This window comes from Pseudomonas sp. YNh (assembly GCF_037993085.1).
GTDB classification, from domain to species: Bacteria; Pseudomonadota; Gammaproteobacteria; order Pseudomonadales; family Pseudomonadaceae; genus Aquipseudomonas; species Aquipseudomonas putida.
Map to the genome: position 1 here is coordinate 1 of NZ_JBBMRJ010000016.1, position 12,547 is coordinate 12,547.

At 57.1% G+C, this 12,547-nt stretch carries 10 protein-coding genes and 4 pseudogenes; 7 read left to right on the forward strand and 7 right to left on the reverse strand.

The features are described 5' to 3' along the window. Nucleotides 1-169 precede the first annotated feature (169 nt). The 5 genes from WF331_RS17220 to WF331_RS17240 form a co-directional block, all read right to left on the reverse strand. Nucleotides 170-2,596 (reverse strand): TonB-dependent siderophore receptor, encoded by a 2,427-nt coding sequence (locus WF331_RS17220; protein WP_340623141.1) that lies wholly within the window; start codon nucleotides 2,594-2,596, stop codon nucleotides 170-172. A 146-nt stretch (nucleotides 2,597-2,742) separates the two neighbouring features. Then, a complete protein-coding gene (locus tag WF331_RS17225) occupies nucleotides 2,743-3,693 on the reverse strand; it encodes a FecR family protein (protein ID WP_340623142.1) in 951 nt (316 codons plus the stop codon). Between the two features lie 71 nt (nucleotides 3,694-3,764). Next, on the reverse strand, nucleotides 3,765-4,283 hold the full coding sequence (locus WF331_RS17230; RefSeq protein ID WP_049273522.1) for a sigma-70 family RNA polymerase sigma factor: 519 nt from the start codon (nucleotides 4,281-4,283) through the stop codon (nucleotides 3,765-3,767). Nucleotides 4,284-4,796: 513 nt separating this feature from the next. Beyond that, the gene (locus WF331_RS17235) at nucleotides 4,797-5,204 is read right to left on the reverse strand and encodes a hypothetical protein (RefSeq protein WP_340623143.1); all 408 of its coding nucleotides are present in this window, start codon (nucleotides 5,202-5,204) and stop codon (nucleotides 4,797-4,799) included. 247 nt (nucleotides 5,205-5,451) lie between these two features. Further along, complete coding sequence (locus WF331_RS17240) at nucleotides 5,452-6,300, reverse strand: hypothetical protein (RefSeq protein ID WP_340623144.1); 849 nt, start codon at nucleotides 6,298-6,300, stop codon at nucleotides 5,452-5,454. 443 nt (nucleotides 6,301-6,743) lie between these two features. Between WF331_RS17240 and WF331_RS17245 the strand changes: the two genes are divergently transcribed. From WF331_RS17245 to WF331_RS17265, 5 genes and pseudogenes are all read left to right on the forward strand, one after another. After that, nucleotides 6,744-7,019, forward strand: coding sequence for a metal/formaldehyde-sensitive transcriptional repressor (locus WF331_RS17245; protein WP_004575538.1), 276 nt, complete (start codon nucleotides 6,744-6,746; stop codon nucleotides 7,017-7,019). 20 nt (nucleotides 7,020-7,039) lie between these two features. After that, nucleotides 7,040-7,960 (forward strand): CDF family Co(II)/Ni(II) efflux transporter DmeF, encoded by a 921-nt coding sequence (gene dmeF, locus WF331_RS17250; protein WP_340623145.1) that lies wholly within the window; start codon nucleotides 7,040-7,042, stop codon nucleotides 7,958-7,960. Nucleotides 7,961-8,521: 561 nt separating this feature from the next. Further along, a pseudogene (locus WF331_RS17255) lies at nucleotides 8,522-9,325 on the forward strand (hypothetical protein); the annotation flags it as partial. Next, a complete protein-coding gene (locus WF331_RS17260; RefSeq protein WP_198756102.1) occupies nucleotides 9,322-9,687 on the forward strand; it encodes a hypothetical protein in 366 nt (121 codons plus the stop codon). The pseudogene WF331_RS17255 and the gene WF331_RS17260, both read left to right, overlap by 4 nt. 92 nt (nucleotides 9,688-9,779) lie before the next feature. Further along, nucleotides 9,780-9,948, forward strand: a pseudogene (locus tag WF331_RS17265) (IS5/IS1182 family transposase); the annotation flags it as partial. 1 nt (nucleotide 9,949) lies between these two features. Here WF331_RS17265 and WF331_RS17270 read toward each other — a convergent pair. After that, nucleotides 9,950-10,374: pseudogene (locus tag WF331_RS17270) on the reverse strand (DUF3592 domain-containing protein); the annotation flags it as partial. 351 nt (nucleotides 10,375-10,725) lie between these two features. After that, a pseudogene (locus tag WF331_RS17275) lies at nucleotides 10,726-10,896 on the reverse strand (FAD-dependent oxidoreductase); the annotation flags it as partial. A gap of 510 nt (nucleotides 10,897-11,406) precedes the next feature. Here WF331_RS17275 and WF331_RS17285 point away from each other — a divergent pair. Together WF331_RS17285 and WF331_RS17290 are read left to right on the forward strand one after the other, a co-directional pair. Further along, entirely contained in the window at nucleotides 11,407-11,949 is a 543-nt protein-coding gene (locus tag WF331_RS17285; protein ID WP_078480191.1) for a redoxin domain-containing protein, read from the forward strand. Nucleotides 11,950-11,960: 11 nt separating this feature from the next. Then, nucleotides 11,961-12,500 carry a DsbA family protein gene (locus tag WF331_RS17290; protein WP_340623146.1) on the forward strand — a complete coding sequence of 180 codons (540 nt, stop codon included), beginning with the start codon at nucleotides 11,961-11,963 and terminating at the stop codon, nucleotides 12,498-12,500. Nucleotides 12,501-12,547: the final 47 nt, after the last annotated feature.

Here is a 12,547-nt window from a genome sequence, read left to right on the forward strand (position 1 = left end):
TCCACAGGCAGTCAGCTCGACTCTGAGTTTTCGATGTATTTACTGCGTTTTCACACAGCCTGGACCCAAAGCGGCCGTTGGTTCAGATCGGCTAAAAGCCAAGAGTCGCCCTTTAGGCAGTATCTGCCGAAGGGGCGATTCAAAGCGTTCCGAAACGGGCGACTGGAGACTAGTTCTCGTAGCGCAGCGTAACGGCAAAGTTGCGGGGTTCGCCGTAATAGTTGCCAGTGTCTTGGCTGAAAATCGCGGTGTAGTACTTCTCGTCGAAAACGTTGTTGAGGTTCAGTTGCACGCTGAGGTTCTGGTCAATCCGGAAGTTGGCGTTCAAGTCCACCAGATTGTAGGCGCTCTGGGTAATATCATTCAGGTACAGCTTGCTCTGATGGTAGAGGTTGGCGCCCACTCGCCATTGGTCGAACCCACCGGGCAGTTGATAGGTGGTGGCGGCCTTGAACAGTCGCTGTGGCGAGTTCTCGGTGCCATAGTTGTCGCCCTTGCTGGCGCCGGCCACGTATTTCGGATGGCTGTAGGTGTAGCCCATCGACGCGTTCCAACCAGGCATCAATTCACCTGAAACCTCTGCATCGAACCCGCGGTTGCGCACCTTGGCACCCTCGGTGTAGCACCGCGCATCGCGCGTCGGCCCGCACACGCGCCCTGCCTCGGGCACCACCTGTGGAAGGCCGGTCTGATCCACCTGGAACAGCGCGAGGGCCGTATTCAAACGGCCATCGAACAGCTCGCTCTTCACGCCGACCTCGTAGTTGCTGCCGGTGGTGGGCTCCAGCAACTTGTTGTCGACACTGTAGGTGCTTTGCATCTTGTAGATCTCGGTATAGCTGGCGTAGACCGAGGTGTTGTCCGTGAGGTCGTAGACGATCCCGCCGTAGGGAATGGCCTTGTGATCTTCCTTGAACCGGTCGGTTTCCCACGGGCCTTGGGTGTCATAGTCGACCCAGCTCAAGCGGCTGCCGAGAATGACGTGCAGATCGTCCAACGGATTAAGGCGCGTGGCGACGTAGACCCCCTTGTCCTTGCGCACATGCCGGCTGGGGGTCAGGCTGCCGACTATCTGCGGTTTGGGGAACGTCGAGGTGTCGAAGTCGAGGATGTCGACGGTGGGGTTCTCACTGGCCGAGCCTGTGACGTACTGCAGCCTGTCGCGCCGAATGTTGGTCCCTATCACCACTTCATGCTTGCGCCCAAGCAGGGTGAATGCGCCGTTGAGCGCCGCGTCGAGATTGACCTGCTCGTCATCGTAACGGGCACTGTTCGGCCAATACTGCATCGTCGAATCCGTCTCGTAGGTGTGATAGCCAACCTGGGCAAGAAAGTCGGCGTTGGACCAGATCAGGTTGGTGGCGACGGTGAGGTTCCAGTCCTCGTTGAAGCGGTGCTTGATATCGGCGAAGACGTTGCGGTTGATCTTGTCCAGATAGGCCCACTTGCCGGCGAGCGACTTCGAGCGCGAGAAGTTGTACGAGCTGCCGTCCAGGTGGGTAGGCAAACCACCCCAGTCGTAGCCGTTGTTGTTGTCCTGCTGGAAGGACGCCCCCAGCGCGACCGTGGTCGCGTCACTCAGGTCGGCTTCGCCGATGACGTAGAACAGCTGGTTGTCCTTGCCGGCGTAGTCCTGGTAGCTGTTTTTCGTGTTGTACATCAGCACCGTGCGGCCGCGCAGGGTGCCCTCTGCGTTCAGCGGGCCGCCGACATCGAGCTGGGTGCGGTAGTTGTCCCACGAGCCGGCGCCGATTTCCGCCTTGAGCTGGTATTCACGCGTGGGTCGCTTGCGCACCATGTTGATCGCCGCAGACGGGTTACCTGCGCCTTGCATCAGGCCGTTGGCGCCGCGGACAATTTCCACCCGGTCGTACATGGCCATGTTGTTCACCGACATGACGTCCATCGAGAAACTTTCGGTGACACTGCTCGGCAGGCCATCGAACTGCAGGTCGTCGACCTGGAACCCGCGTGAGTAGTACAGCGGGCGCTCTGTGCCGAACCCTTTGACCGTGCTGATGCCCGTCGCGGCCTTGGCAACGTCTTCCAGCGACTGCATGTTCTGGTCGTCCATCTGCTGGCGCGTGACGACACTGATGGATTGAGGCGTCTCTCGCGGCGAGAGCCCCAACCGGGTTGCGGTACTGGTGAGGTCAGTGGTGTAGGAGCCAGTCCCTTCGGTAGTCGCCCCCAGTCCAAGTGCATTCACATCGGTAGCGCCCAGCTCCAGCGCTGATGAATCCGTCGCTATCTTGCGCAAGGTCAGCGTCTTGTCATTTACGTACTCGTAGCCGTAACCACTGCCTCTGAGCAGTTGCTCGAGCGCCTCGTTGATCGTGTAGGCCCCACGCAGCCCAGCGCTGCGCATTCCGCTTATCTCGTCAGAATTGAAAATGATGCGCAGGCCGGCCTGGTCGGCCAGACGGGTTAGTGCGCTGTCCAGTGGCTGGGCAACGATGGTGAAGACCTGGGTGACAGCAGAGCTTTCTGAAGCCCTGGCCTGGGCCTCGACCGGTGCCAGGAGGCCGAACAAGGCGGCGAATGCCACCGCTTGGCGCAACGACTGTGCGCGGGTACGTACGCAGATATGCAGCATGACAGCAACCTTTCCCTAGAGTTGGCTGCGCGACTTTTATGTGAATGATTCGCGCTTCGTCTTTACGACGAAGCGACCTGCAGGACCTTGCCAAAAAATTTTCATTTTTTTTGCAAGGCGCTGCCCGGAAGAGAGAGGGTGCGGCGTCAGTCTTTCGGCCGCACCAGGGTGATCAACGGCAACCGGGTGATACGGAGGGGCTGCGTCTGCTCCAGCGCGGCCAGGGCAGCCTGTGGATCATCCACCTCGAATATACCGCTGATGCGCCGGGCCGCCAGCGTCTTATCGGTGAGGTACACAATGCCGGGGATGTACCGGTCGAGCTCGGCGAGCACGTCACCCAGCGGGCGCGCGTTGAAGATCAATTTGCCGCGTTGCCAGGTGGCGACGTTCTGCACATCGACTGCCTTGCCCGGCTGAGGCGCCACACCGCGCCGATAGGCCGAGGATTGCCCGGCCGGCAGGCGTAAGCTCTGCCCACCCGAACTGAGCTGCACGATGCCTTCGCTCACCTGCACGGTCACCTCGTCACCGCGCTGGTTTACATCAAACCGGGTGCCGACGGCCTGCACATCTCCTTGCGCCGCGTGCACGATGAAAGGCCGCGATGGGTCCTTGGCCACCTCGAATAGCGCCTCCCCTTGATATAGCGTGATACCGCGTCGATTTTGGCTGTAGCCCACCGACAACACGGTGTCTGCGTTCATCCAGACAACGCTGCCGTCCTGCAGGCGCACTTCCCGCCGCTCGCCAGCATCGGTCACCTGATCGGCATACAGGGCCGACCAAGGCCGTAGCAGCCCTGCACTGATCATCACCAGCGCCAGGCACGCGGCCAGGCCCACCGCCCACAAGGCGCGTGCGGGTCTGCGCCGCTTGCGCGGGCTTGGGGCGACGAACTGTTGGGCTTTCGGCGTGTGCGCAAATGCCCCCCACAACGCCTCGGACTTTCTGGCGGCCAGGGCATGGGCCTCGGAGCGCTGGCACCAGCGCTCATAGGCCAAGTGGTCGGCTGCAGTAGCCCGGCCGGACTGAAGATGCACCAGCATCTCGATGGCCTGGTCTTCCAGCTCGAAAGGATCAACGGTATCGGTCATGGTTTCTGCAAGCTGAGCAGCATGAGGAGGCGTCGGAGTTTGGGGGGTGGTGTCCGAATAAGGCAAGCGGTTCATATCCACTCCTTCTTGCTCAAGGAGTCGCGACAATGACGTACCGCTTGCACGATGTACTTGCCTACAGTGCTCTCGGACACGCCGAGCCTGGTGGCGATCTGGGCATGCGTCAGCCCCTCGAGACGATTGAGCAGCAGCGCCAGGCGTGCGTTGGTGGGCAACTGGTCCATCGCGACATCGAGCTGCGCCAAGGCCTCATCGGTCATCAGCGCCGACTCGGGTGAAGGGCGTGGGTCGCAGACCTCCAGGGCTTGCGACTCGTCGGCATGCAGGGCATTGAACCGCCCCTCGCGCCGCATACGGTCGATGGCCAGGTTGCCGGCGATGCGGAACAGGAACGCGCGCGGCTCCTGGATCGGTTCGCCCGCAGGGAGGTTGACCAACCGCAGGTAGGTGTCTTGCGCTACATCGGCAGCCTGCTCGACGTTGCCCAGCCGCCGAGCCAGGAACGCCATCAGTTCCGCGTAGTGCTCATGGAAGTTGGTCAGCAACTCAGAGGTGCCAATGCGCGACATGCTCAGCCCTACGTCGGTAAACCGGCTCAGCCGGAGAGCGGCGAATACTACACTAACTGAGAAGCATTATTAAATGGACTTCGAGTGGACTGGACAATGTCGAGCATATCGCTTGGCGATGGTGACAGGCTGCTGATCAGGTGATGATCGGACCCCACTTCTGGACCCTGATCGCCATCAATGAAGGGCTGCTTTGGGTCGAAAGCGGTCGGTCGAGGATGAGCATTGTTGCCGCTCGTTGCCTCGCTAGGGTCAAGGGCGGGCTAGCAATCGATCAGGTTAATAAATCGGCTTGTTCAGTTACGAGTTCTCCAAAAGCAGGGAAAGTGACGAGCCAGAAAGGGTCGTCGGCAGAACGCCAGGGTGGGGCTTATAGGCTGTCTAAAACCGCTCGAGAGCTTCTCGGTTTTACTGGGCGAAAGTCGCCCAAAATCGCCAATGCATATAAGACAGCTTCGACGCATAGGCCGCTGGTGGCGCGGCCTGAGGTCGATTTTCCACGCTACTGCTGCATTACTGGAGGTAAAGAGTTGATGCTGGGATTCTGCTGGTCATTTCGATCCAGACATCACCGTCCAGATCGATCAATGCGCCCCCAACGAAAACATCATCCTGGTCGAACGAAAGAACCTTGCGAGGCGCTGCTGTGACGTCTTCGGCTCGGCACATCACCATGTAGCAAGCTGCTCCGGAGCGAATTCTGGCCACATGCTCATTGCGCTCTCGATATCCCAGGTTTTCAAGCGCGTGTTCGTACTTGCTGTGATGCGTGAGCATCATGTACCAGTTGCCGTCGTGTTTCCGGTTCCGGTCCTGCCACACCCGCAACACCACAGCCCCGTCTTCCCGGCTACCTCCCCAAGACCATCGACTGTTTGCGAGCGGAGCGCCGAGGCGCTTGAAAAACTCACTTTGCGTCATTTCACAGCGCCTCCGTTACCTCTACGAAATGGGCTAAAATCGATTCCAAAACTGAAACGGCGACCCTTGCAGTATGCGGCCTGTAGCCGTGCCGTTTCGTATTTGTTTTGTAATCGATTCCGCCCCGCAAGAGGCATGGGTTCTGGATTTATCCCACGGTCTTGAAAACCGCTGAGTAGAACGTACGCTCCACAGGGATCATCGAGACAGCCGCAGCTGCAGACGACATCTGCGGTGAATTCACGCGCTATCGCGAAGCAGTCTTGAACTGCCGGGTGCTGTCCTTGCATCCCATGGATGTGACCGTGAACAGCACCTCATAGCGCGTGTATGCACTGACAGAAATGCTTGAGGGCCTCGGCCCCTTGTCGACAGTCTTGCTGTAAGCGAGCACCGCATCGCATGCGATAGCATCCACCACCTGGTTGCCGACACTAGCCGCACGCTGGCGCATCCCCAGCTCGAACTGCGCGTCATCCAGAACCACCGGCGTACGCGCTGGCGTGGTTGCCAATGCAGCGTAAGTCCCTTGGGTCTCGCCCAGCATACGTACAGAAATCGTGATACCGCCACCGCTCTCGATCCGCGGGTAGCCGGCAAACCGCGCAGTGAACTGATCCGTAGCCGCCAGCTGGCTCACCGTGCGACCCACCACTTTGGCCCAGTATTCATTTGGCGGATTTGAAGGATCATACGCTGGCGCCCCCCGGTCATAGGACTTGCCCGCCATTCTGAGCTGCTCCTGGCGCAAGAGGTAGCTGGAGCGGCACTTGTTGCTGATTTGCGCGTCCAGCGGCCGGCCCGACTTTGCGCTGTAAAGCAAAGCGGATGCGCATTGCAGCTCGAACTGCCCGTTGAGGTACAGTGGCTCGCCGGTCGGCATCGGGCTCATAGTGGGGATTAGGTTGACCGCCCCCCCACCTGCACCTCCCGCACCCCCGGTTACAAGGGCATTGGGCATCATCGAGGTCAGCGAACTGACAGCCTCGTCCGAGAAACGAATCTTGGTGGTTCCGTCCGGCATCTGCTCGGTGGTTACACAGCCCGCCATTGCCGCAGCCGCCAGTAGGGGCAGGATGAATTTGCACTTGGTCATGCGCGTGTCCTTACTTGAAAAATCTAACCAGATTATGAACCCCACCCTGATAGGGGTCGATGACGTACTGGACATGACAGGTGATCATGAAATCGTTCCTTGATTTGGGATCGCTATTTTAGGGGGGGGCGACAACGGGTCAAGAGCAATGGCAATCGCTCACGTGCGGATGTGATTCTTGAGTCGCTCTTGGCTTGATATCTCGAATGGCTGCAAAGGGTCGAAAGTGGTCTGTCGTGACCGGCTGCTTTCGACCCAAAGCGGCCTGTCGCAAGGGGGTAGTAATCGGCGAGAGGCGGCCCCTCCAAACCCCTCGCTTTACCCTCGAAAATGAAGTCACTCCACCCGCAAGGACGTGTAGATAAGCCTTCCATCTGCTAAACCTTGCATACGTATAGGGGGTATACCTATCATGCAGGGAGTATAGGTAGGGGGGGTATCCCATGGGCCACATTGCAGCAAACAAAGACGATCTGCTCAAACGCGTGAAACGTATCGCCGGACAAATCCAAGCCGTTGAGCGGGCATTGGAGTCGGACCTTGATTGCGCGAAAACACTGCACCTTGTTGCCGCTACTCGCGGAGCTATCAATGGCTTGATGGAGGAAATCATCGAAGATCACGCGCGGGAGCATGTCGCGAACCCTGCTCTCAGCGAAGAAGAGCGTAACAAAGGCGTCGAGGAGCTTCTTGAAGCGATTCGCCGTTACTCCAAGTGAACGCATCCAGGATCACGCTCATGACTAGCACGAACATAAATTACGCTCACGATCATGTGTTCCTTGGCTCAGCACATGACGAAAATGCCAAACGTACGCTTTGGGTTGTGGCGCTGACCGTTGTGATGATGGTTGGTGAGATCACCGCTGGCTATATCACGGGCTCGATGGCGTTACTGGCTGATGGCTTTCACATGGCAACTCATGCCGGCGCATTGGGCATCGCAGCGGCAGCTTATGTATACGCAAAACGCCACGCTTCCAGCCAGCGCTACAGTTTCGGTACCGGTAAGGTTGGAGATTTGGGCGGATTCGCCTCGGCGCTGATTCTCGGAATGGTCTCAGTGGGAATGGGCGTTGAGTCTGTCATGCGCCTCATGCAGCCAACAGAAGTTCAGTTCGGCCCCGCGACGCTCATCGCGATTGCCGGTTTGATCGTCAACATTGTCAGTGCCCTGCTGCTAGGTCACGGGCATAGTCATGGGCACGATCATGATCACGGCCATGCCCACGCCCATCACGGTAACGACAACAACCTGAAATCGGCCTACGTACACGTCATTGCGGACGCGCTGACTTCCGTTCTGGCTATTGCTGCATTGCTCGCCGGCCAGTATCTCGGCTGGGTGTGGCTGGACCCGGTCATGGGGATTGTCGGCGCCGTAGTTATTGCGCGCTGGGCATGGACCTTGATGGGGGCCACCGCAGGAGTACTGCTGGATCAGACAGATGAACACGTCGCCTTGGAGATCCGCGAACTGGTTGAGAGACAGGGGGATGTCACTATCACGGACTTGCATGTCTGGCGGGTTGGACCACAAGCCCATGCAGCTATCGTAAGCGTCCTTGGTGATGCCACTGCGAACGCCGACACCATTCGTGAACGGCTCAAACCGGTTCACGAAATCAACCATCTGACGGTTGAGTACCGGCCGGTCTGATTTAATTCCTGTTGAAGTGGCTGGATAAACACAGGGTATATGGCTTGCCCTGAATAGCTGCTATGGGTCGAAAGCAGCCCGGTGGCGCCTGACCGCAATCGACCCAAAGCTGCCCTCGTGGTAAACGAATTCCACTGCCAGCCCCTTACGGTAGCCCCAGGAGATATAAACACCATGGACTTTGTAGCAATCGTGCTTCTTGGCATGTGGCTTTACGCCATCGGGTCACTTATCACATTGCCGTGCAAGATCTTCGGCATGAAGAAGCACTCCCAGGACGTTTGGGCCTTTCTGACGCGGGGGCAACTACTCCAGTAATAGGCTACGCATCGCTCCAAGGCTTTCTAATCCTCTCTCAGCAGGTAGTAAATTGCGCGGATCGTGCGCTAGCGTCCCCCAATTCCTAGGAAGGGCTATCCCAACACAGGTCAGGTCAGCCTGTGCTGACTTGATCGGAAAACCCATAACGTGCCCAGGAACTTTTTTTGATATAAGTGTCATACTCTTCCTTCGAGAATCATTCCAACCATTACCAAGGAGCGGTAAATATGGCTTTCGATGTCTTGCACCAGCCACGAAGCTTTCCTCATGGCCAAGGCTGCTCAGGTGCACGCTGGCTTGCTTACAAGTGGGGTGGACGCGGATGATTTTTTCCTGGAGCACTTCGACTTGCTGCAAAGCGTTCTTGCCAACGCTTCAATGGGAGTTGGTGCAGTCGGTGAAGGCTGGAGCAGGCATCTGCAAAATATCAAGGACACACTTGAGGAGATCGAGAAATTACATCGCGAGTACCTCGGCTCTGGCACCTTGAGTGCCCGCGACGCGTTTTATGCCAAGCGCACCGCTTTGTTCATGAAGCTCGAAAAGCAGCTGGGAAACTTCGCCGCGTACGGTTCAGGGTTACGTAACCAAGGAAAGGTCAAGCAGGCATTGGGCATCTCGACCCGCAGCTACCTCCACACAGGCGAGATCGCCGGCTATGCCGACAAGGTATCTGGTGTTGCCAAAGCGTCGAATTTGGTCAAGAAAGGCACGTATATCGGTACTGCGCTGGATGTGGCTGCCACAGGCTTGTCGATTCATAAAGCCTGCACAATGGGCCGGGAGGAGCAGTGCCGCCGCGCCAAATATGTTGAAAGCTCGGCGTTGATAGGTGGCCTGGGAGGCGGCAGCCTCGGTGGGTATGCGGGAGGTATGGCAGGGGCTGGTGCTTGTGTAGTCGTTCTGGGGGTTACTACAGGCGGCCCTGGAGCACTGGTTTGTGCTGTGGTAGGCGGTGCAGTTGGCGGTAAAATCTTCGGAGACATCGGGAGCTGGGGAGGTGAGATGGTGGGTGATTTTTTATATCGTGAGGTATCGGAGTGAATGCAGTTGACCCTGGATTGATTGCGCTGTTGATCCTTGCGCCCATAGTTCTGTCGATGATCGTGCTGTGTTACATCGCACATAAATACACTGAGCACTTTGAGTCGTTACTCCCGAACTGTACGTACGTGGCCGGCAATAAAAAAATATTCCAGCATGCAGGCTTACTGGGCAAAGTCATGCGCACGGGGTCGATCTCTTTGGTGCTGGCGATACCGTCAATCTTTTTGCGCAGAGGCTTGATCGACTTAAATGAAGTTAAACGTTTTCCGCCCAACATGAGACGATTATTGGTGAGCATGTTAGCCATCCAAATGGTACTGCTCATTGCTCTAACCATTTTCCATTATGTATATCGTTGAAGCTTAGGGATTCTCCGATCAAGTCAGCACAGGCCGTCTGACCTGTGCTGAAATAGCCCTCCGTCCACTGCCCTCTACAAGCCCTCCGTCTCATGAGTCAGATGAGCTTTTCCGATTTCGAGTAACGCCGGTAAGCGCAAGCAAACCCTTCGCGAGCGTTTCATGGCCGAGATGGAGCAGATGCTGCCGTGGAGCTGATTGGTGGCATTGATTGAGGCGCACTACCCAAAGGCCGGCGGTGGTCGCAACCCATTTCAACTGGTTGCGCCATCCGGCGTCGGTAAATCCATGCGGCCAGGTGGTAGCGGCTACCTCCCAACGCGAATACGCAAGCGAACAGACCGGCCAGCAGCGCGCCTCGGTCATCGATGAGTGCGGTCGTAGCGGGCGCTTCAGGGCGGTACAACACGTTAACCCGGTCGCCTATGGCGTAGCCGAACATCAACCCAGTTTCGGGTGAGCTGATCACTCTGCCAGTGGCGTCCCTAAAGTCGATTTGTGGATGACTGCCGCCCGCGTTCACAGCGCTGACATTGCCTCGGGCGCGTTGGGCGTGAACTACAAAGCCCAAGCGGTCCAAGCGGTCTTCAACCAACCAAAATGTAAGGCAGACCAGAAACAAGCCCACCGGAATGAAAACCGAGGCACGGAGGATGTCCCCCGGGAACAGGATGGCGTCTTGCCCATGGCTGGTTCCTTGGTTCGTCCCCTAAACGCATTTCATTGCAGTGAATATGAAGAGTGCTGTCAAGCCAGAGCCAGCAGTAATGGCGATCGGAGGCCTCGGTTTGCAGTACTCCTTTCCGTGAGTGTCTGCAATGGGTCGAATGTGGTCAGTCGCGACCGGCTGCATTCGACCCATAGCTGCCCTTGGCGGAGGGCAGCTAACGGCCAAAAGCGGTCAGTGACAATATTCGCAAAGTCTACCGCTCAGCTTCCCGAAGACCGATCTCGACTATTCGTTAGGTACAGCACCATCGCTGCGCGAGCCGCATCTTTGACTGCTGCTCCGCGCAGTGCTGCAATGGGGTCACGTTATCCGTATAGGATGTTGCTCCATGCGAGTGAATCTCCAAACACTCCCGACGCGATACCTTCAGCCTCAACCAAGGTGATATTCGCGCCTTTATCAGCCAGGTGTTACGCCAGCGAAGCGCCCACGATGCCGGCACTGATGACAACGACTCGTTTGTCCAGAGCATTTCCCATATCAACCTTCATTCTGTAGACCTGAAGGCGGTTTCAGTGTCTGCCTCTGGTCGATTTCTGCTTGTCGTAAGGGGCAGCAGTTGTCGTCCAGAAAGCAGATGTAAATGTGTCTGAAGTGGCGAAATAGCTGCCAAAATCATCGTGTTAAAACGCCGCCTGAAATGGCAGCAAGATAAGCGCGTGAGTGTTGTTGGCACTGGAGGGTAGCGATAAATCGTTCAGCTACTACGGTAAGCGTCATCAACGACTATAGTCATTGGTGAGCCAGAGCGAATCTGACCATTCCCCTGCCAACCTGGCCTAATCCAATTCCGCGATTACACGGCGGATCTTCTTGTGTTCCTTGATGCGGAACGTGAACGTTTCGCTGCCGACATCACTCAGGCTCAGGCTGAGATCGAGGCAGCGTTGTTTTTTTTTGAACCCCTTGATGGTGGATGGAGTTATCCCGCCGGGCACGTCGCATCCCACTGAGCACGTCCCAACCACCCATCTATCAAGGTTCAAGCTATGAATACTTTAGAGTTCGATGATGCACAAAAAACCAATGGCGACCTGGTTCAGGGGCCGCTGCCGGCCGGCACTGTCGCGCCCGACTTCACTCTTCACGCAACCCCTGATCAACAGTTGTCGCTGCGTGAGCTAAAGGGAAATCCCGTGATATTGGCGTTTTATCCCGCTGACTGGACTTCGGTGTGTGGTGACCAACTGACTTTGTACAACCAGTTGCTACCCACATTCAGAGAATACGGTGCGGCGCTACTGGGTATCTCGGTTGACAGCGCCTGGTGTCATCAGGCCTTTGCCAAAGATCGGAATTTTCACTTCAGCCTGCTGGCCGATTTCGAGCCCAAAGGGGCTGTGGCACGACAGTATGGAGCGTACGAGTCCCAGCTCGGGGTTTGTAAGCGTGCGCTGTTCGTGATTGACAAGGACGGGGTGGTTGCCTGGAGCTACGTCTCCCCGATGGCAATCAACCCTGGTGCGGACGGTATTCTGGATGCGCTGGATGCTTTGGCGAATTCGCCACAAAGCACGCCAACCAAAAATTAACAGGTGATTAGATGGCCACTCTCAAAGTCCCGGTAAGTGCCAACGACCATCGCCAGGGAAGTGCGCATGCCAAGGTCACCTTGGTCGAATTTGGCGACTATGAATGTCCCTATTGCGGTGAAGCTTATTGGATGGTCAAGAATCTGCAACAGCATTTTCGCGATGACTTGCTGTTTGTGTTCCGTAACTTCCCTCTGACCACCGCTCACCCCCATGCATTGAGTGCAGCGGTCACCGCTGAGTATACCGGGAGTCGAGGATTCTTCTGGGAGGCCCACGACGAATTGTACGAAAATCAGGATCGATTGGGCCTGCCGCTGTATCGCGCCATCGTTCTCAAACACGGCCTTTCCAGGGAGGAATTCGATCTTGCAATGCAAGAGGATACTTACATTCCCAAAATACATGCCGATTTCAATGGCGGTGTACGCAGCGGCGTGAATGGCACCCCAGCGTTTTACATTGACGGGCTTCGCTATGACGGAGTTCCAGAGTTCATCGGGATGAGTCAGATGATTGAGCTTTTGTTAGTGCGTGGACGAAATCGCTAGAGAGCCACATCGGCTTGGCATCACCCACATCGGAGCCGAGGAAAAAC